General features: G+C 66.4%; 20 protein-coding genes and 4 tRNA genes. 14 read left to right on the forward strand and 10 right to left on the reverse strand.

Going from position 1 to position 18,737, the window contains the following annotated elements:
• Positions 1-8 precede the first annotated feature (8 nt).
• Both L6444_RS26420 and L6444_RS26425 read left to right on the forward strand, forming a co-directional pair.
• Positions 9-575, forward strand: coding sequence for a TetR/AcrR family transcriptional regulator (locus L6444_RS26420; RefSeq protein WP_236978160.1), 567 nt, complete (start codon positions 9-11; stop codon positions 573-575).
• Between the two features lie 108 nt (positions 576-683).
• Positions 684-1,334, forward strand: coding sequence for a biliverdin-producing heme oxygenase (locus L6444_RS26425; RefSeq protein WP_236978161.1), 651 nt, complete (start codon positions 684-686; stop codon positions 1,332-1,334).
• 192 nt (positions 1,335-1,526) lie between these two features.
• Here L6444_RS26425 and L6444_RS26430 read toward each other — a convergent pair whose 3' ends face one another.
• Positions 1,527-1,808, reverse strand: a complete 282-nt coding sequence (locus L6444_RS26430; RefSeq protein ID WP_236978163.1) for a GlsB/YeaQ/YmgE family stress response membrane protein — start codon at positions 1,806-1,808, stop codon at positions 1,527-1,529.
• A gap of 501 nt (positions 1,809-2,309) precedes the next feature.
• Between L6444_RS26430 and L6444_RS26435 the strand changes: the two genes are divergently transcribed.
• The gene (locus L6444_RS26435; protein WP_236978165.1) at positions 2,310-3,947 is read left to right on the forward strand and encodes a PE family protein; all 1,638 of its coding nucleotides are present in this window, start codon (positions 2,310-2,312) and stop codon (positions 3,945-3,947) included.
• The gene (locus L6444_RS30865) at positions 3,944-4,408 is read left to right on the forward strand and encodes a protease pro-enzyme activation domain-containing protein (protein WP_370653038.1); all 465 of its coding nucleotides are present in this window, start codon (positions 3,944-3,946) and stop codon (positions 4,406-4,408) included. Before L6444_RS26435 ends, L6444_RS30865 begins: the two co-directional genes overlap by 4 nt.
• Here the strand turns inward: L6444_RS30865 and L6444_RS26440 are convergent.
• From L6444_RS26440 to L6444_RS26455, 4 genes are all read right to left on the reverse strand, one after another.
• Positions 4,338-4,742 carry a hypothetical protein gene (locus L6444_RS26440; protein WP_236978167.1) on the reverse strand — a complete coding sequence of 135 codons (405 nt, stop codon included), beginning with the start codon at positions 4,740-4,742 and terminating at the stop codon, positions 4,338-4,340. The two genes, L6444_RS30865 and L6444_RS26440, sit on opposite strands and share 71 nt — an antisense overlap.
• A gap of 178 nt (positions 4,743-4,920) precedes the next feature.
• Positions 4,921-4,994: transfer RNA gene (locus tag L6444_RS26445), tRNA-Phe, on the reverse strand.
• 33 nt (positions 4,995-5,027) lie between these two features.
• Positions 5,028-5,104, reverse strand: a tRNA-Asp gene (locus tag L6444_RS26450).
• A 32-nt stretch (positions 5,105-5,136) separates the two neighbouring features.
• Positions 5,137-5,209 (reverse strand) — tRNA-Glu (locus tag L6444_RS26455).
• A 123-nt stretch (positions 5,210-5,332) separates the two neighbouring features.
• Between L6444_RS26455 and L6444_RS26460 the strand changes: the two genes are divergently transcribed.
• The 5 genes from L6444_RS26460 (at position 5,333) to L6444_RS26480 (ending at position 7,633) form a co-directional block, all read left to right on the forward strand.
• Positions 5,333-5,408: transfer RNA gene (locus L6444_RS26460), tRNA-Lys, on the forward strand.
• 102 nt (positions 5,409-5,510) lie between these two features.
• Positions 5,511-6,338, forward strand: a complete 828-nt coding sequence (locus L6444_RS26465; RefSeq protein ID WP_236978169.1) for a TIGR04255 family protein — start codon at positions 5,511-5,513, stop codon at positions 6,336-6,338.
• 148 nt (positions 6,339-6,486) lie between these two features.
• Entirely contained in the window at positions 6,487-6,987 is a 501-nt protein-coding gene (locus tag L6444_RS26470; protein ID WP_236978170.1) for a nucleoside deaminase, read from the forward strand.
• Positions 6,988-7,034: 47 nt separating this feature from the next.
• On the forward strand, positions 7,035-7,406 hold the full coding sequence (locus L6444_RS26475) for an ArsR/SmtB family transcription factor (protein WP_236978171.1): 372 nt from the start codon (positions 7,035-7,037) through the stop codon (positions 7,404-7,406).
• Positions 7,407-7,435: 29 nt separating this feature from the next.
• Entirely contained in the window at positions 7,436-7,633 is a 198-nt protein-coding gene (locus tag L6444_RS26480) for a zinc transporter Slc39a7 (RefSeq protein ID WP_236978172.1), read from the forward strand.
• Positions 7,634-7,652: 19 nt separating this feature from the next.
• On the opposite strand, the gene L6444_RS26485 is transcribed toward L6444_RS26480, so the two are convergent.
• Positions 7,653-8,660 carry an oxygenase MpaB family protein gene (locus tag L6444_RS26485; protein ID WP_236978173.1) on the reverse strand — a complete coding sequence of 336 codons (1,008 nt, stop codon included), beginning with the start codon at positions 8,658-8,660 and terminating at the stop codon, positions 7,653-7,655.
• A gap of 66 nt (positions 8,661-8,726) precedes the next feature.
• Here L6444_RS26485 and L6444_RS26490 point away from each other — a divergent pair, with 66 nt between their 5' ends.
• From L6444_RS26490 to phoU, 5 genes are all read left to right on the forward strand, one after another.
• Positions 8,727-9,368, forward strand: coding sequence for a TetR/AcrR family transcriptional regulator (locus L6444_RS26490; protein ID WP_236978174.1), 642 nt, complete (start codon positions 8,727-8,729; stop codon positions 9,366-9,368).
• A gap of 155 nt (positions 9,369-9,523) precedes the next feature.
• Positions 9,524-10,546, forward strand: coding sequence for an acyl-ACP desaturase (locus tag L6444_RS26495; protein WP_236978175.1), 1,023 nt, complete (start codon positions 9,524-9,526; stop codon positions 10,544-10,546).
• A gap of 5 nt (positions 10,547-10,551) precedes the next feature.
• A complete protein-coding gene (gene dusB / locus L6444_RS26500; protein ID WP_255731049.1) occupies positions 10,552-11,685 on the forward strand; it encodes a tRNA dihydrouridine synthase DusB in 1,134 nt (377 codons plus the stop codon).
• 250 nt (positions 11,686-11,935) lie between these two features.
• Positions 11,936-14,002 carry an LCP family protein gene (locus L6444_RS26505; RefSeq protein ID WP_370653202.1) on the forward strand — a complete coding sequence of 689 codons (2,067 nt, stop codon included), beginning with the start codon at positions 11,936-11,938 and terminating at the stop codon, positions 14,000-14,002.
• Positions 14,003-14,058: 56 nt separating this feature from the next.
• Positions 14,059-14,724 (forward strand): phosphate signaling complex protein PhoU, encoded by a 666-nt coding sequence (gene phoU / locus L6444_RS26510; protein WP_236978179.1) that lies wholly within the window; start codon positions 14,059-14,061, stop codon positions 14,722-14,724.
• Here phoU and pstB read toward each other — a convergent pair.
• From pstB to pstS, 4 genes are all read right to left on the reverse strand, one after another.
• On the reverse strand, positions 14,721-15,497 hold the full coding sequence (gene pstB / locus L6444_RS26515) for a phosphate ABC transporter ATP-binding protein PstB (protein ID WP_236978180.1): 777 nt from the start codon (positions 15,495-15,497) through the stop codon (positions 14,721-14,723). The genes phoU and pstB overlap by 4 nt on opposite strands.
• Positions 15,498-15,508: 11 nt before the next feature.
• Positions 15,509-16,426 (reverse strand): phosphate ABC transporter permease PstA, encoded by a 918-nt coding sequence (gene pstA / locus L6444_RS26520; RefSeq protein WP_236978181.1) that lies wholly within the window; start codon positions 16,424-16,426, stop codon positions 15,509-15,511.
• Positions 16,423-17,466 (reverse strand): phosphate ABC transporter permease subunit PstC, encoded by a 1,044-nt coding sequence (pstC, locus tag L6444_RS26525; RefSeq protein WP_370653203.1) that lies wholly within the window; start codon positions 17,464-17,466, stop codon positions 16,423-16,425. The genes pstA and pstC overlap by 4 nt, the downstream gene beginning before the upstream one ends.
• An 81-nt stretch (positions 17,467-17,547) precedes the next feature.
• Positions 17,548-18,621: a phosphate ABC transporter substrate-binding protein PstS gene (gene pstS, locus L6444_RS26530; protein ID WP_236984442.1), complete on the reverse strand. Its 1,074-nt coding sequence runs from the start codon at positions 18,619-18,621 to the stop codon at positions 17,548-17,550.
• Positions 18,622-18,737 lie beyond the last annotated feature (116 nt).

Genomic DNA, 18,737 nt, shown 5'->3' on the forward strand with positions numbered 1-18,737 from the left:
AGTCGCGTGTGCCTAAGATCAGCGCCTCGTCGGTGGAGGAGCACCGCGAGCAGGTCCAGCGACGAGTATTCGAGGCGTTCGCCACCCTGATGGCCGAGCAGAGCTTCGACGCCATCACGATGGCCAAACTGGCGGCGGCCGCCGACATCGGCCGCACCGCGATCTACCACCATTTCGCCGACAAAGAAGCGGTGGTGGTCGCCTTCGCGTCGCACGAGACCAGCCGCTACATCGACGGGCTGCGTGGTGACCTGGCCGACGTCGACGACCCGGTGGAACGGCTGCGGATCTACATCCGGCATCAGCTCGGCGCCGGCGAGCAGTTCCACATGGGGCTCGGGCCGCAGCTCTACGGCGCGCTGTCACACGACACGATGCGCGCCATCCGCGACCACGTGGTGGCCATCGAGGACGTGCTGCGCGAGATCCTGGCCGACGGCGTGGCCAGCGGGCAGTTCGTGATCGAGGACGAGGCCGCCACCATGTCGTTGTTGCACGCCTGCCTTGCGCCGCGCGAATTGCCGGTCGCAGCCATCGAGCGGTTTATCCTGCGCGCGCTCGGGGCACGACCTTAGGGCACGACATCCGCCGCAGGCTGTGCTATCTTTTCTGACACGTTGTCAGTATCGTTTTGACACGTTGTCAGAGTTGTTGGAGCAGAGGCCGAATACCCGGGAGTAAACGTGTCACTCAGCGCAGCCGAGGCCGTGCGACCCTTCTCCGTGGCGATGAAAGAAGGTTCGACCGCCGAGCACGAAGCCGCCGAACACTCGCCCTACGTGTCTGAGTTGCTGTCCGGTCGGGTCAACCGGCAGGGCTACGCCGACTACCTGCTACGGCTCCGGGTGATCTACCAGGCACTCGAGGAAGCCGTGCGGGCGCACCGTGACGACCCGCTGGTGGCCGCCGTCTACGACCCGGCATTGGAGCGTCTGGCCGCAATAGATGCCGACCTGGAGTACTGGGCACCCGGCGCCGGGCACCAGGTGGACTCCCCCGCCGCCCGCGCCTACCGCGACCGGCTCGCCGCAGCGTCCTGGGGCGGCGCGCTGGTGGCGCATCACTACACCCGCTATCTCGGCGACCTGTCCGGCGGGCAGGCCATCGGCAAGATTCTGGACCGCACCTTCGGCCTGGACGGCGCCGGCCTGTCGTTCTACGAGTTCCCGATGCGTCCCAAGCCGTACAAGGACGCCTACCGCGCCCGCCTGGACGGCCTGGACCTCGACGCCGAGCAGATCGACCGTGCCGTCGACGAGGTCAAGATTGCGTTCAACCTCAACCAGGCCCTGTTCAACGAACTGGCGGAGAACCTGCCGGCCTATCGGAGCTGATCCGTCACAGACTCGGGCGTAACGCCGCTGGAAGATACCCCTCAATTTTCTCAGCGGCGTTACGCTCGTTCCGCCGTTCTGGGCTGAGTTACGCTGGCCCGCAATGACTTTGAAGATTTCGTCGGGCGTTCACCGCATAAAGCCGCCGCCGACGGTGATCGTCGGCGGCGGGCTTTGTTTCGAGGGGGACGATCAGTGCGGCAACCGGGTGCGCCGGCGACCGGTGACCGCTTCGTAGATCGCGATGAACACGATCGCCACCGCGATACCGACGAAGAAGGGCACCCAGGCGACGCCGCCGTTGGCGTTGGAGTAGCCGAATTGCGCGGCCACCGCCGAGCCGACCAAACCACCGAGGGCGCCCAGTACCACCGTCATGATCATCCCGATGTTCTGTTTGCCGGGCATGACGAGGCGCGCCACCACGCCAATCACCGCGCCGACGATGAGGGAGAGGATTATTGCTCCGATCATTTTGGATCTCCTTGTCCTGGCGGGCGCCTGATCGGCCCCGTCTGCGACAACGGATTCCCCAATTCGTGCAGCCCTAACACGTCCCGAAGCGTCATTTACCCGTTGGTATGAAGGCGTTTAGCTGACCGTGACCGCGGGTAGATCGAAGGGGCGTTCGACGCACGTTCACTAGGAGGTCTCGCCGTGAGCACCAATGCCTGCCCCGCATGCGGCTACCCCACGCTGGAGCCTGTGCTGTGTGCTTTCTGCGGTCCTGACGCCATGTTTGCCGGAGACCAAGTGTTCGGATCCATCTCGCCGGTCGCAGCGCTGCGCGGCAGTTCGCTTGCCGGCGTTGCGGACGTTCGCTCGGTCGCGGCGCTACACCCCACGCTCGGACCCGCCGCATAGTCGGCGAGCGCTTTCGAATCCTGCTGCGGCACCTGTGAATCGGCTGATTCTTCGCGGGTGAACATCGTGTTCGACTGCGCGTGACCGGCTGGGCGTGGCAGCCTGCTAGGCGTGCTCACGACGCAATTGCCGGCACTGACAGCAGCGGCCACCGACGTGGCCGCCATCGGTTCTACAGTCCGTGCGGCCACCTCGACCGCGGCCCGCGCCACCACCGGGCTGGTGGCGGCCGCCGCCGACGAGGTATCCGAGGCCATCGCAGGCCTGTTCAACGCGTATGCCGTGGAGTGCCAAGCGGTCCTGCGCCAGCTCGCGGCGTTGCAAGCCGAGTTCGGCCAGGCGCTGGCCGCATCCGGCGCCGCGTACGCCGGCACCGAGTCCGCCAACCTGAGCGCCCTGGCCGCGGACCCGACCGTCACCTTCGTGATGGCCGGCAGCGGCACGCCGACACCGTCGTCGCAGTTCGTGGCCGACGTCGTCAGCCGCTACCTCACCCCCAATTTCCCGGCCGGAATCATCCAAGCGCTGACGCTGCCGGCCGGGGAATACCCCGACAGCGGAATCAAGGACCTCACCCAGGCGGTGTCGCTGTCGCGCGGCGTGACGATCCTGAACAACGCGGTCCAACAGCAACTCGCACTCGGCAACAGCGTCAACGTGCTGGGCTATTCGCAGAGCGCCAACATCGCCTCACTGCTGATGCAGCAGTTGGACCCTTCCGGGACTCCCAGCTCGTTACCGATAAACTTTGTGCTGCTTGGCAATTCGATGAATCCCAACGGCGGCTGGGACGCACGCTTCCCCGGTTTGAGTCTGCCGACCCTGGGCTTCAGCACGCTGGGCGCGGCGCCCACCAACAGCTTCCACACCATCTCCTACACCCTCGAATACGACGGCTGGGCGGACTTCCCGCGCTACCCGATCAATATCGTGTCCGACCTCAACGCGCTGTTCGGGATGGTCACCGTGCACGGGACCTACGACAGCCTGACCGCCGCGCAGCTCGCCTCGGCGGTCATGTTGCCCACGGCCGGGTCCACCATGACCACCTACTACATGATTCCCAGCCAAAACCTGCCGCTGCTGGAGCCGCTGCGGTACCTCCCGGTGGTCGGCGACCCGCTGGCCGACCTGATCCAGCCGGTGCTGCGGCCATTGGTGAACTGGGGCTACGGCGACCCGAACTACGGCTGGTCCACCGGGCCGGCCAATGTGCCCACCCCATTCGGCTTCCTGCCGCCGCTGAGCGACACCATGGCACTGGGTCCGGCGATGCTGGCTGGGATCCCGGCGGGAATCACGGCCGCTGTCAACGACATTCAGGGGATCGGCATGCCGTCGTTCGGTTCGCTCGGGTCGCTCGGGTCGCTGCTGTCGGGGACCGGAGCCCTGACCCTGCCGAAGGTGCCGATGTCGATCCCGGACCTGCTGGCGGGGCTGCAGATGGCGAACACCCAGATCATCGGTGGCGCCACGACGGCCGTCTCGACGGCCTACGCGACTCTGCTCCCGACCGCCGACATCGCCACGGCGGCACTGGTTTCGCTGCCGTCCTACGACCTGAACCTGTTCCTCGGCGGCATCAGCCAGATGGTGACCGGACAACCGCTGCAGGGGCTGCTCAACGCGCTCGGCGACCCGATCGCGGCGAACTTCGGCCTGCTGCCGTTCCTGGGCGGTCTGGAACTCACGGTGCTGGCCGAGGCGGCCGATTCGATCGTGACCGGGACGCCGTACCCGAGCCCGTGAGGAACGCCACTTACGGTGCGTCGCCATCGGAGATCGACAGAGTCGCGGATCATGCTGAAAGCCAAGGTCTTACGATCGTCGACACCTGCATCGCGCGGCGGACCGTGTGGGCTACCGGGACAGTCGAACAGATGCAGAACGCGTTCGGCGTCCGACTCAACCACTACCAGACGGCCGAACAGACCTATCGCAGCTACGAGGGGACCGCGACGGTGGACTCGACCGTCGCCGAATTCATCGAGGGCATCTACGGGCTCGATATCAAACGCACCCTGCAGCGCATCAAGCTGCGAAAGGGTGTGCGGCCGATTGTTTCACGTGGCCGGCCGACCGGGCATACCGTCCGCTGGCGCGAGGACCTCTGGTGCAGAGCAAATCGGCTCCACCTCGTTACGCGCTGGGCTGGCCGAATTCGAACCGGACCTTTTGCGGGTCGGCGGGATCAACCTGTACCGGGATAGTCGCGCCGACCTGGACGCGGGGCACATGGATAAGGTCGATGTCCCGCTCAACGTCGACGTCATAGGGTTGGCGGCCAGCGATTTCCACCCTGAGGCCAAGCCGGACCGTGAGCCGACGGTACTGATGCTCGTCGCCGCCGCCACCTACTTGCTTCACCGATAGAACCCGCGCCGTCCCCGTCAGCGCGGTACCGCGAATTTCGGGATTCCGTCGCTTCCTGTCCCGTACGAAGATGAAAGCCAGCAGGGCGAGGATGATCGGTCCGTAGACGTACGGATGATTCAGGAAGTGGCCGACCCGCGGCACTATCCCCAGGGCGTGAGCGACTTCCATTGCCGCACGCTAGCACCGGTTTCACCGCTACCGATCCCAAACTGAGCCAGTGCCCGGGGTGCTGAAAGTCGACCGTGGAAACGGTCGTCAGGTCTGCCGCTGAGAGGTCGGAGGCCGGGCCCATCCGGCCACCCGGAGCACTAGGTACAGACGGGTGCTGACAGCAGTTGATACAGGGTGGCCAGGGGCGGGATCGAACCGCCGACCTTCCGCTTTTCAGGCGGACGCTCGTACCGACTGAGCTACCTGGCCGGAAGCCGGCAGGCAGCGTGTGCCTCGCCGTGCTGGCGACCCTGACGGGACTCGAACCCGCGACCTCCGCCGTGACAGGGCGGCGCGCTAACCAACTGCGCCACAGGGCCTTGCTGCTGCCCCGCGCGATCCGCGGCGCAAGTACCCCCTACGGGATTCGAACCCGCGCTACCGCCTTGAAAGGGCGGCGTCCTAGGCCGCTAGACGAAGGGGGCCAGAACCGAATCTCTCCGGGGCACTCGCAACGAGATCAACGTTGGGAGCCAAGCCAGCTTAGGGCACCCCGGCCCCAATCCTCAAACGAGGGCTACACCGGCAGGCAGTATCCTGAGTCTCCCGCCCCTATAGCTCAGTTGGTAGAGCTACGGACTTTTAATCCGCAGGTCGTAGGTTCGAGTCCTACTGGGGGCACCAGCCGAGCGTCATTTGAGCACGTGTCGGGCCCCTTCGGGGAGCAATCGAGCACCAATCGGGGCAGTCCTTTTCAATGCCGCCCGCTTGGTTATGCTCGCGGCTATGCTTCCCGACGTGAATCAGGCTGACCAACCCAACGCCCCCGTAGCCCTGGTGACGCTCGAAATCCGTCACCCCGCAACAGACTCGCTCACCGAAACGGCAAACCGCGAACTCAAGCAGCTCCTGCTCAACGATCTGCCGATCGAGCGCCAAGCCCAGGACGTCCAGTGGGGCGTGACCGCCCCCGGCCAGCCCCCCCAGCCGGTTGCCGACCGCTTCGTGCGCTTCTCCAACCGCGACAACACCACGGCCGCGTCGCTGAAGAACCAGGCGATCGTCGTCGAGACCAGCGCGTACACCAACTTCGACTCCTTCCTGGACATCGCGATGCGGGTGGTCGACGCCCGCGCCGCGGTCTCGTCGATCGTGGGCGTCGAGCGCATCGGCCTGCGCTACGTCCTGGAGGTCCGGGTGCCCCCCGGCGTCGACGGCCGCATCGAGTGGAGCAACTGGATCGACGACAGCCTGCTCGGTCCGCAGCGCCTGGCTCCCAGCGGCCTGGCCCTGACCGAATGGCAGGGCGCCGCGGTCTACCGCGAGGCACAGCCCGGCAAATCGCTGATCGTGCGGTACGGCCCGGGTGTCGGCCAGGCGCTGGACGCCAACTACCACCTGCGCCGGGTGACCCCGCCGGCAACCGGTCAGTTCTTCCTGATGGACCTCGACAGCTTCTGGACCCCGCCCACCGGGGCGATTCCGGAGTACAGCCGCGAAGCGCTGGTGTCGACCTTCCGGGACCTGTACGCCCCGGCGCAGACGGTGTTCCAGGACATGCTGACCACGCGGCTCAAGGACGAGCTGCTGCGCAATTCCAGCACCACCAACTAACCCTCGGGCACCGCGCTGGTGCGATGACTTCGGCGAAGGCCTCAGCGACTTCGTCGTTGGGGTGGCCGAGGTCGTTGAAGGCGCGCAATCGTCGCGCAGGCCGGCGGACACGGTTCGGCGCTCGGTGGTCGGGACTACCCTGCCAGCTGTGACCGACTTCGCCCAGCGCACCATCGACCTGGCCCGTCGCAACGTCGCCGAAGGCGGCCGGCCGTTCGCGACCGTCATCGTCAAGGACGGGGCGGTACTGGCCGAGAGCGCCAATAGGGTCGCCCAGACCAACGACCCCACCGCGCATGCCGAGATCCTGGCGATCCGCGCGGCGTGCACGAAGCTTGGCACCGAGCACCTGGTCGGCACCACCATCTACGTCCTGGCCCATCCGTGTCCGATGTGTCTGGGCTCGCTGTACTACTGCTCACCCGACGAGGTGGTGTTCCTGACCACCCGCGAGGCCTACGAGCCCCACTACGTCGACGATCGCAAGTACTTCGAGCTGGCCACGTTCTACGACGAATTCGGCAAAGACTGGCGGGACCGACGGCTGCCGATGCGCCACGAGCCGCGCGACACCGCGGTGCAGGTCTACCGGTTGTGGCAGGAGCGTAACGGCGGCGACCGCGCCGCGACCCGGGTCCCGCCCGGCTGAGACCCCGGCCTTGACACCCGGACCCGCCTGTTAACTATTATCTGCGCATGCATGCAGATAACAAGCTACGGCGCCTGCCGCCGGACCAGGTCGCGTTGGTGGTCGAGGTCTTCCGCATGCTCGCCGACGCCACCCGGGTGCAGGTGCTGTGGTCGCTGTCCCACCATGAGATGTCGGTGAACGAGCTCGCCGAACACGTGGGCAAGCCAGCCCCCTCGGTCTCCCAGCACCTGGCCAAGCTGCGCATGGCACGGCTGGTGCGCACCCGCCGGGACGGCACCACGATCTTCTACAGCCTGGAAAACGATCACGTGCGCCAACTCGTCATCGACGCCGTCCACAACGCCGAACACGCCGGCCCCGGCGTCCCCCGTCACCACCGCGGCGCGGACGGGCTGCACGCCGTCAGCGAAAAATGAAGTGGCACAACCTTATAGAGGAGTCAGAAATGTCAGAGCACAGCCACGACGCCCCCCACGCGCACGAACACCAGCACGGCGGCGTATCCCACAGCCACCCCCACACAGCTCATGACCACGACCACGTGGTGCACGAGCACACCCACACCCATGACGACGGCACCCAGCACACCCACCAGCACGTGCACCAGTCCGGCCTGGAAGCCACGCACAGCCACCCGCATTAGGTAGGCCGGCGCCTCGGCGTCAGACCGTGGGGCAGTAATGCATCGGGTTGTCCCGCTCGTCCAGCGGCGGCAAGTTGCGCGCCGGCGTCTGCGGCAGCGGTGCGTCGGCGGGGATCCGACCCCTGACGCGATCCAGGCCGGCCCGGGGCCGCGGATGCTTGCGGTACCGTCGCGGCACGAAGGTGAAGACCACCCGCACCAGGTCTCCGAACCGGCGGTGCAACCATTCGTCGCGCGCGGACCAGCTGTAGCCCATCAGGTCTCGGACCGGCTGGTCGTAGAGACCCACGGTCAGCCAGACCATGAACGGGGCGAGCAGCTTGCGCTGGGCGGCCCACAGCCGATCGGGAATCCAGCTCGCGAACGGCGGCTGCGGCAGTTCGGAGAGGTCGAGTACGGCACGCGCGGCGTAGTTGTTCTCCAGCACGTTGCGGCACATGTGGTCCCAGTACTGCTGGAACTCCTCCCACGAGCCCGGCACCGGGCGCATGCTCATCCCATACATCCGGTACCACTGCACGTGCTCGTCGAAGAGCTGGCGCTTCTCCGCCTCGGTCAGACCTCCGCAGAACCGTTCGGCAACCAGGATGGTGCCGACGAAAAAGGTGGCGTGCGCCCAGTAGAAGACGTCGGGGTTCAGCGCGTGGTAGCGGCGGCCCTGCGCGTCGACGCCCTTGATGGTGACGTGATAGTCACGCACCTCCGCGGCGGTCGCCGGGGCCCGGTCGCCGTCGAACACCACCCCGCCGATCGGGTACAGCGAACGCATCAGCCGCGGCCAGCGCTCCCGGAAAAACGTCGAATGCTCCTCGACCGCGGCGCCCAGCTGCGGATGCATGTTCTGCATCGATCCCGCCCACGGACCCTGCAGCATGCCGCGCCAGTCACCGAAGTACTTCCAGGTCAACGATTCCGGCCCGAGCGGCACCGGTGGAGCGTCGTATCCCAGCGGCGATACCGGGCAGCCGCCGGCGACGGTGTCCTCGGTGGTGGTCATCGGGCAGGCAGCGGACGTATCTTGGGTCACTGGTAGCTTTCCTCGGTGTTCAGCATTTTGACTACAAGCGTTGTCAAATCGATCTTAGGAGCAGAAGTGCAGGCGGGTCAACGACGGGGCCGCTGGTCGGGCGTCCCCTTGCAGGACCGCCACGCCCTGCGCCGCGACGATCTGCTCGCCGCGGGTGTGCAACTGCTCGGCAGCGAAAACGGCCCGGCCCTCACCGTGCGCGCGGTCTGTCGCCAAGCCGGACTGACCGAGCGGTACTTCTACGAGAGCTTCACCGACCGCGAGCACTTCGTCCGCGCGGTCTACGACGACGTCTGCACCCGGGCGATGAGCACCCTGGCCTGCGCGAAGACACCACGCGAAGCCGTCGAGCAGTTCGTCGCGCTGATGGTCGACGACCCGGTGCGGGGCCGGGTGCTGCTACTGGCGCCCGCGGTGGAGCCGATATTGACCCAGTCCGGCGCCGAATGGATGCCGAATTTCATCGAATTACTGCAGCGCAAGCTGTCGCGGATCGTCGACCCGGTGGTGCAGAAACTGGTCGCCACCAGCCTGATCGGCGCGCTGACCGGGCTTTTCACGGCTTACCTGAACGGGCAACTCGGGGCCACCCGCGAGCAGTTCATCGACTACTGCGTCGAGATGCTGCTCAGCAGGGCCACCAGCTACGTCCCGCAGCCGGAGCATGGCGGCATCGAAATTCCCGTCGGTGCCCGCCCGCACGATTGACACCGCGAGCTGCCGGGCACCCTTTTCGGACAGCGGCCCATCAGGGCACACACCGTAATAATGGCGTAATACGCCACACCGCGACCAAACTTGATGCTACCGGTAGACACAGATATTCTGACTGCTACCCAAAGACACAGATAACTGGAGGGGCTATGTCAGCGGAGCTGACCAACCTGCAGCTTTTGCACGAGCTCGAGCCGGTCGTCGAGAAATACATCAACCGGCACGAAAAGATGCACAAGGACTGGAACCCGCACGACTACATTCCGTGGTCGGACGGCAAGAACTTCTACGCCCTCGGTGGCCAGGATTGGCATCCCGAGGAGAGCAAGCTGTCCGACGTCGCCCAGGTGGCGATGGTCCAGAACCTGATGACCGAAGACAACCTGCCGTCCTACCACCGCGAGATCGCGATGAATTTCGGCCTGGACGGCCCCTGGGGCCACTGGGTCAACCGGTGGACCGCCGAGGAGAACCGGCACGGCATCGCGCTGCGCGACTACCTGGTGGTGACCCGCGCGGTCGACCCCTACGAGCTGGAGAAGCTGCGAATCGAGGTGATCAACCGCGGCTTCAGTCCCGGCCAGAACCACCAGGTCCGCGAAGATCTGTTCGCCGAGAGCCTGTTCGATTCGGTCATCTACGTCACCTTCCAGGAGTTGGCGACCCGGATCTCGCACCGCAACACCGGTCGCGCCTGCAACGAGACCATCGCCGACCAGATGCTGGCCAAGATCTCCGCCGACGAGAACCTGCACATGATCTTCTACCGGGACGTCAGCGAAGCCGGCTTCGACGCAGCGCCCAACCAGGCGATGAAGTCGCTGCACAAGGTGCTGCGCAACTTCCAGATGCCCGGCTACCAGGTGCCGGAGTTCCGGCGCAAGGCCGTGATGATCGCCGTCGGTGGGGTCTACGACCCCCGCATCCACCTCGACGACGTCGTGATGCCGGTGCTGAAGAAGTGGCGCATCTTCGAGCGCGACGACTTCACCGGTGAGGCGGCCGCACTGCGTGACGACCTCGCTCTGCTGATCAAGGAACTGGAGACCACCTGCGACAAGTTCGAGGTGTCCAAGCAGCGCCAGCTCGACCGGGAAGCCCGCACCGGCAAGAAGACCACCGCGATGGAACTGCACAAAACCGCCGGCACGCTGACGATGAGCCGCCGGTAGCGGTCTTGCGCATCGGTCCGATCACGCTGGCCAGCCCGGTGGTGCTGGCGCCCATGGCCGGCGTGACCAACGTCGCATTCCGCACGCTGTGCCGCGAGCAGGAGCAGGCCAAGGTCGGCACGGTCAGCGGCCTGTACGTCTGCGAAATGGTCACCGCCCGCGCGCTCGTCGAGCGCCACCCGGTGACGATGCACATGACGACGTTCGCCCCGGACGAATCGCCGCGGTCGCTGCAGCTCTACACCGTCGACCCCGACACCACCTACGCCGCGGCCAAGATGATCGCCGACGAAGGCCTGGCCGACCACATCGACATGAACTTCGGCTGTCCCGTGCCCAAGGTCACCAAGCGCGGCGGCGGCGCCGCGCTGCCCTACAAACGTCGGCTGTTCGGCCAGATCGTCGCCGCGGCAGTGCGCGCCACGGCAGGGACCGACATCCCGGTGACGGTCAAGTTCCGCATCGGCATCGACGACGAGCACCACACCCACCTGGACGCCGGACGCATCGCCGAGGCCGAGGGTGCGGCCGCTGTCGCGCTGCACGCCCGCACAGCCGCCCAGCGCTACTCCGGGACCGCCGACTGGGACCAGATCGCGCTGCTCAAGCAGCAGGTCCGCACCATTCCGGTGCTGGGCAACGGCGACATCTACGACGCCAGCGACGCCCTGGCCATGATGGCCGCCACCGGATGCGACGGCGTGGTCATCGGCCGCGGCTGTCTGGGTCGGCCGTGGCTTTTCGCCGAACTGTCGGCCGCGTTCACCGGCAGCCCGGCACCCGTCCCGCCCAACCTGGGCGAGGTCGCCGACATCATCCGCCGGCACGGCGAGCTCCTGAGCCAGCACTTCGGCGAGGACAAAGGGATGCGCGAGATCCGCAAGCACGTCGCCTGGTACCTGCACGGGTTCCCGGCCGGCTCCGAGCTGCGGCGCGGATTGGCGCTGGTCAAGACGCTCGCCGAGCTCGACGAACTGCTGGCCAAGCTGGACCGCGACGTGGCGTTCCCGGTGGCCGCCACCGGCCCACGCGGCCGGCAGGGCTCGCCGGCGCGGGTCTGCCTGCCCGAGGGCTGGCTGGACGATCCCGACGACTGCAGGGTGCCCGAGGGCGCCGACGTGATGCACTCGGGGGGCTGATCCGCAAGGGGCAGTGGCCGAACCGAAACGGTCTCGAAATCGCGTCTCGGCCGACTAGTCAGTACGATATGAGCCTTACTGCTATTCTGCGGCGCCGATCGACGCGCTGCTGCGTTTACCTGCGCGCATCTACACGCACGCGACTGTTGGAGGCCAGTAGGACATGAGTGACGGCGATAAGGACGCCACTCCTGACCCTCGGCGCAGCTCCGGCAGCGGTAATGACTTCAGTACCGCAAACCCGCACCAGATGCCAGGCGCCGCGCCGTGGGAGCGCTTCTCCGCGCCGGTGGTGGACGAAGAACTGTGCCGGTGGTCGCCCAAACCGCGCCCGAAGGAGCCGACCGAGCACACCGCCACGCCGTCCGGGGACGCCGGCGGCCGCACCAGCGGCGCGCTGAGCGTCGCCGAGCTGATCGCCAGGCTCGGCGCCACGCTGCCGGAGCGCCCCACCCACCATCACGTGGCCGACGAGCCGGAGCCGGCCGGCGAGCAACCGGAAACCGAGCCCGAACCGGAACCGGAACCAGAGCCCGCCGAGATCGACCTGTCCGACACCCAGGTCCTGCCGATCCCCGCCTACTCACTGCAGCTGCAATCCGAGTTGCCCGACCTCGGCGCCACCAACTACCCGGCCGACTCCGCCGAGGAAGACCTGGCCCCGAAGCGACGGCTCAGGCGGTTCGGCAAGACGGCGCCCGCCACCGGCCGCCCCCCGAAGAACCGCGAGCCCAAGCAGCGAAACCGTCGACACCGGATCCTGATCGCGGGCCGCGCATTGGCCGTCGTCATCGCCATGATGTCGCTGGCGATGACCGGCGGTGCCTACCAATGGAGCGCGTCGAAGAACAACAAGCTGAATACCGTCAGCGCGCTGGATCCGCAGTCGACCGACATCGTCGATCCCAACGCGCAATACGGTGACGAGAACTTCCTGATCGTCGGCATGGACTCCCGGCTGGGTGCCAACGCCAACGTCGGGGCCGGCGACGCCGACGACGCCGGTGGCGCCCGGTCGGACACCGTCATGCTGGTCAACATCCCGGCCAACCGGCAGCGGGTGGTCGCCGTCTCGTTCCCCCGCGACCTGGCGATCAGCCCGATCCAATGCGAGGCGTGGAATCCCGAGACCGGCAAGTACGGCCCCATCTACGACCCCAAGACCAAAACCACCGGCCCACGGATGGTCTACACCGAGACCAAGCTGAACTCCGCCTTCTCCTTCGGCGGACCCAAGTGTCTGGTCAAGGTCATCCAGAAGCTCTCGGGCCTGAGCGTGAACCGCTTCATCGCCATTGACTTCGTCGGTTTCGGCCGGATGGTCGAGGCGCTCGGCGGGGTGGAGGTATGTAGCACCACGCCGCTGAAGGACTACGAGCTGGGCACGGTGCTCGAGCACGCCGGGCGGCAGGTCATCGACGGACCCACCGCGCTGAGCTACGTGCGTGCCCGCCAGGTGACCACCGAGGTGAACGGCGACTACGGACGCATCAAGCGGCAGCAGCTGTTCCTGTCGTCGCTGCTGCGCACGATGATCTCCGAGGACACGTTGATGAACCTCAACAAGCTCAACAACGTCGTCAACATGTTCATCGGCAACAGTTACGTCGACAACGTCAAGACCAGAGACCTGGTCGAACTCGGACGCTCGCTGCAGCACATGGCCGCCGGCCACGTCACGTTCGTCACCGTCCCCACCGGGGTCACCGACCAGGACGGCAACGAGCCGCCCCGCACGGCCGACATGAAAGCGTTGTTCGCGGCCATCATCAACGACGATCCGCTGCCCAAGGAGAACGACAACAACGCCCAGAGCCTGGGCAACTCAGCGGCGTCGGGCGGGGCCAGCTCGCCGTCGCCCGCCAAGAAGCCTCCGGCCAACCCGTCCAACGAGACCCGCCACGAGCAGGTGACCACGACCTCGCCGCAAGAGGTCACCGTGCAGGTCTCCAACGGGACCAGTACCGAGGGGCTGGCCGCCACCGCCGCCGGCCAGCTCAAGCGCAACGGCTTCAACGTCATGACGCCCGACGACTACCCGAACGCGCTCAAGGCCACCACCGTGTTCTTCTCGCCGGGCAACGAGCAGGCGGCCGCCACCGTGGCTGCGGCCTTCGGCAACTCGAAGACCGAGCGGGTCACCGGGATCGGCTCCGTGGTTCAGGTGGTCCTGGGCGCCGACTTCAGCACCGTGAGCGCACCCCCGCCCAGCGGCTCGTCGGTGAGCATGCAGATCACCCGCGGCACCGTCAGCACGCCCACCAAGCTGCCCGAAGACCTCACGATCACCAACGCCGCCGACACCAGCTGCGAATAACCTGTAGGTGAGCGGCATGCCTCCGTTTGACCTGATTGGACCGTAGGCTTTACCCCATGCGGACCGCGTATCACGAGCAACTCAACGAACTGTCGCAACGGCTCGGGCAGATGTGCGGGCTGGCGGGTGCGGCGATGGAACGGGCCACCCAGGCTCTCTTGCAGGCCGACCTGGTGCTGGCCGAACAAGTGATCTCCGACCACGAACAAATCTCAGCGCTCAGCACCCAGGCCGAAGAGAGCGCGTTCGTGCTGCTGGCCCTGCAAGCGCCGGTCGCCGGCGACCTGAGGTCCATCGTGAGCGCGATCCAGATCGTCGCCGACATCGACCGGATGGGCGCGCTGGCCCTGCACGTGGCCAAGATCGCCCGGCGCCGCCATCCCCAACACGCCCTGCCCGAAGAGGTGAACGGCTATTTCGCCGAAATGGGAAGGGTCGCAGTCGAACTGGGCAACAGCGCGCAGGAGGTGCTGATATCCCGCGACCCCGAGAAGGCCGCGCGGATCCGCGAAGAAGACGACGCGATGGACGACCTGCACCGGCACCTGTTCAGCGTGCTGATGGACCGCGAATGGCGCTACGGGGTGGCGGCCGCCGTCGACGTGACGTTGCTGGGCCGGTTCTACGAGCGCTTCGCCGACCATGCCGTCGAGGTCGCGCGCCGGGTCATCTTTCAGGCCACCGGCAAATTCGAGGACGACCTCCCGACCGCGTCCGGCTAGCCGAACCGGCCGGAAATGTAGTCCTCGGTGGCTTTCTGGGTGGGGTTGGAGAAGATCTTCTCGGTGTCGTCGATCTCGACCAAGCGGCCGGGTTTTCCCTGCGATTCCAGGTTGAAGAACGCCGTCTGATCGCTCACCCGGGCGGCCTGCTGCATGTTGTGGGTGACGATCACGATGGTGTAGTCCTGCTTGAGTTCGCTGATCAGTTCTTCGATCGCCATCGTCGAGATCGGGTCCAGCGCCGAGCACGGTTCGTCCATCAGCAACACGTCGGGTTGCACCGCGATGGCCCGCGCGATGCAAAGTCGCTGCTGCTGCCCACCGGACAAGCCGCCGCCGGGCCGGTCCAGCCTGTCCTTCACCTCGTCCCACAGGTTCGCCCCGCGCAGCGAATGTTCCGCGGTCTCGTTGAGTACCTTGCGATTTCGGACACCCTGCAACTTCAGACCGGCCACCACGTTGTCGCGGATCGACATGGCCGGGAACGGGTTCGGCCGCTGGAACACCATTCCGATCGCCCGGCGCACCCCCACCGGGTCGATGCGGGTCCCGTAGATGTCTTCGTCGTCGAGCATCACGCTGCCTTCGACCCGCGCGCCCGGAATCACCTCGTGCATCCGGTTCAGGGTGCGCAACACCGTCGTCTTGCCACAGCCCGACGGCCCGATGAACGCTGTGACGCTGCGCGGCAGCACCGACAGCGAGACATCGGCGACCGCGTGAAACGAGCCGTAATAGATGTTGACCTCTTTGAGGTCCAACCGTTTGGCCACGGCAAACTCCCCTAACTACGACTTCTCGGGTCAAAGATCTTCGCCACCACTCTGGCTCCCACGTTGATCATCCCAATCAATACGATCAGTGTCAGGCCAGCGCCCCACAACCGCTCGGTGGAGACCGGATCCGCGCCCGCCCCCGCCGTCGTCTGGAAATACATCATTCCGGGCAACGTCCCGATGAACCCGCTGAATACGTCGAAATTCATCGCGCGGGAGTAACCCACCAGGATCAGCAACGGTGCCGTCTCCCCCAGCACGCGGGCCAACGCCAGCAGGATGCCCGTCAATATGCCGGACCGGCCGGTGGGCAGCACCACCCGTGTGATCGTCTTCCACTTCGTCACTCCCAGCGCATAACTGGCCTCGCGCAGGTCGACCGGAACAATCCGCAACATCTCCTCGGTCGCGCGGACGATCACCGGCAGCATCAACAGCACCAACGCCAGCGAAACCGCGAACTCCGAACGAGGCAGACCCATCGCCGAAACCCACACCGCATAGATGAACAGCGCGGCAACCATCGAGGGAACGCCGGCCAAGATGTCCACCATGAAGCTGACCAGCCGCCCCAACGGGCTGCAGCCGCCGTATTCCACCAGGTAGATCCCCACCAAGACACCGATCGGAATGGACATCGCCGCACACATCAACCCGAGCAGCAGGGTGCCCACGATCGCGTGGTAGGCACCCCCGCCCGGTTCGAAGGCCGTGGTACCCGCCTGCGAATGGGTCCACCAGACGCTCGAGGTCAGCGAGCGAAACCCACGGACGACCACTGACCACAACACCCAGATCAACGGCGCCAACGCGATCAGCATCGCCGACGTCACCAACACGGTGGCGACGGAGTCGGCGAGACGACGCCGCCGGCTGATGCCCGAGATTCGGCGCCACTTCAGCGGGCGATCCAGCATCGAGGTCATCGGAGTTCCCTGCCGCCCCGGGTTCCGGCCACCACCGCGCGCGCCAGCGCGTTGACCACGAACGTGAGCAGGAAAAGCACCAGACCGGCGGCGATGTAGGCGCCGGCCTTATATGGATTGTCGAACTCGGGCGCCGCCGCGGCGATCTTGGTGGCGAAGGTGGAACCGCCGTCGAACAGCGACCAGCCGAACGCCTCCTGCGTACCGCGCAAGATGATCAGCAGCGCCATCGTTTCACCCAGGGCGCGGCCCAAACCCAAAATCGCGCCGCTGACGAATCCCGACCGGCCGAACGGCAGCACGGTCGTCTTGACCACCTCCCAACGGGTGGCGCCCAGCGCCAGCGCGGCCTCGATCTCCTCATGCGGTGTCTGCACGAACACTTCGCGGGTGACCGCAGTGATGATCGGCAGGATCATCACCGCCAGCACCATCCCGCCGGTGAAAATCGTGCCGCCACCGGACACCGAGGCGTTGCCGGTGGCGAACAGGAAGCAACCACCCAGGTGGGCGTTCAGCCAGGTGGCGACCGGCCGCAGCTGAGGCGCCAGCACGTACAGTCCCCAGACGCCGTAGATGATCGACGGCACCGCGGCCAACAGATCGACCAGGTAGGACATCGGCCCGCCGAGCCGGCGCGGCGCGTACTGGGTGAGGTAGATCGCCACCCCGAGCGCCACCGGCATCGCCACGAGCAGGGCGAACACCGCCACCAGCACGGTGACCTGCAGCAATTCGAAGATCCCGAACCGCATCGCCGAGGTATCCGCGGTAGACCAGCTTCCGGCGTAGGTGAAGAAGTTCACCCGGTTGCGCGCCAACGCCGGAAGCGCGCTGGCCGACAGGAACATGCCGATGGCGGCGATCAGCACCACGATGAGCACACCGGCGCCCTCCGCCAGCCGACGGAAGATCCGGTCGCCCAGCGACGGCCGAGTATGGCCCCACGGACTGATCGGAACGACCGGTGGTTCCGGGTATGGCGCAGCGACCACCTCACCCGAACCCGCAGCGGCTGGGTCTGGAATCGTCACTGCTATCCCGTCGCTCCCGTATCCCGCGGCTCGGCCGATCCTCGGCAGCCCACTTGTGCGCGTGCCCGGGTCATCCGTGGTCGAAAGTCACTGCAGTGCGTTGATCGCGGCGACCAGGCGCTCCTTGAGCGTATCGGGCAACGGCACATAACCGGCGGACGGAAGCTCGGTTTGGCCGTGATCGACAGCGGTGGTGAGGAACGCTCTGACAGCGGCGGCGGTGTCGGCGTCGTATCCCCTGGAACACACCACCTCGTAGGTGGCCATCACCAGGGGATACGCGGCCGGGTCCTGGATTCGGTAGATCGAGCTCAGCTCCAGCACGAGGTCGTGGCCGGAGGCGGCGAACGTGACGGAGCGGACGGCGTTGCGGGCGGTGTCGTCGCTGAGCGGCACGACACCGTTGCCGTTGTCGATCTGCGCGAACGGCACGCCGGCCCGATCCGCGAAACCTTTCTCCACATATCCGATCGCTCCCGGGGTGGACTGCACCGCCTGGATCACCCCGCCGGAGCGCTGCGCTCCTTCGCCGACCCCGCCCTGAAACTCGGTGCCCACCCCTTTGGTCCAGCTCTGCGGGGCGGCTGCGGTCAGGTACTTCTGGAAATTGTCAGTAGTGCCCGAGGAATCCTTGCGGTAGATCGACGTGATCCTGGTGTGCGGCAGGGCCACACCGGGATTGAGCGCGATCAGGATCGGGTCGTCCCACATCCGGATTCCGCCACTGAAAATCTTGGCCGCCGCGTCGGCGTCCAGGACCAGCTTCGAAACGCCAGTCAGGTTGTACACCAACGCAATTGGTCCGAAAACCAGGGGCAGGTCCCACGCCGGATTGCCGCCGCAGCGGCTGGCGGGCCGGCCCGATCTGGGTGGCAACCAGCGGCGAGTCCGAGCCGGCGAAGTCGACGTGGCCGGCGATGAATTGTTCGCGCCCGGCACCAGACCCCGTCCCGTTGTAGGCGACCTGCTTGCCCGGGCACAGCGCTGACCCCACACCTTGTTGAACAACCCCATCGCGTTCTGCTGGGCGGTCGACCCCTCGGCGGTCACCACGTTCTTTCCGCCGCATGACCCGGCCCCGGCAGCGGCACCGGACATTCCGGTTGTGCCGCGATTGTCGTCGCTGCCGCAGCCGGTCACGACGGCACCGCACACCGTCATGGTCGCCACCAAAGCAGCCGTCGTCCTGAGTATCGAACCGGGTTTCACCAACCCCACTTCCCCAACGCCTCGCCACGGTCGGCCGGCGGACTGGCCGCCCCCTGGTTCATTGCCAA

The sequence above is a fragment of the Mycobacterium kiyosense genome, from assembly GCA_021654635.1.
GTDB lineage: Bacteria > Actinomycetota > Actinomycetes > Mycobacteriales > Mycobacteriaceae > Mycobacterium > Mycobacterium kiyosense.

Bases quoted from the DNA above. Each gene is read 5' to 3' on its own strand.
- phoU (WP_236978179.1), top strand. From the start codon at position 14,059: ATGCGGACCGCGTATCACGAGCAACTCAACGAACTGTCGCAACGGCTC.
- pstS (WP_236984442.1), bottom strand. From the start codon at position 18,621: ATGACGGTGTGCGGTGCCGTCGTGACCGGCTGCGGCAGCGACGACAAT.
- L6444_RS26440 (WP_236978167.1), bottom strand. From the start codon at position 4,742: ATGGAAGTCGCTCACGCCCTGGGGATAGTGCCGCGGGTCGGCCACTTC.
- L6444_RS26480 (WP_236978172.1), top strand. From the start codon at position 7,436: ATGTCAGAGCACAGCCACGACGCCCCCCACGCGCACGAACACCAGCAC.
- pstA (WP_236978181.1), bottom strand. From the start codon at position 16,426: ATGACCTCGATGCTGGATCGCCCGCTGAAGTGGCGCCGAATCTCGGGC.
- L6444_RS26505 (WP_370653202.1), top strand. From the start codon at position 11,936: ATGCCAGGCGCCGCGCCGTGGGAGCGCTTCTCCGCGCCGGTGGTGGAC.
- L6444_RS26495 (WP_236978175.1), top strand. From the start codon at position 9,524: ATGTCAGCGGAGCTGACCAACCTGCAGCTTTTGCACGAGCTCGAGCCG.
- L6444_RS26475 (WP_236978171.1), top strand. From the start codon at position 7,035: ATGCATGCAGATAACAAGCTACGGCGCCTGCCGCCGGACCAGGTCGCG.
- L6444_RS26430 (WP_236978163.1), bottom strand. From the start codon at position 1,808: ATGATCGGAGCAATAATCCTCTCCCTCATCGTCGGCGCGGTGATTGGC.
- L6444_RS26465 (WP_236978169.1), top strand. From the start codon at position 5,511: ATGCTTCCCGACGTGAATCAGGCTGACCAACCCAACGCCCCCGTAGCC.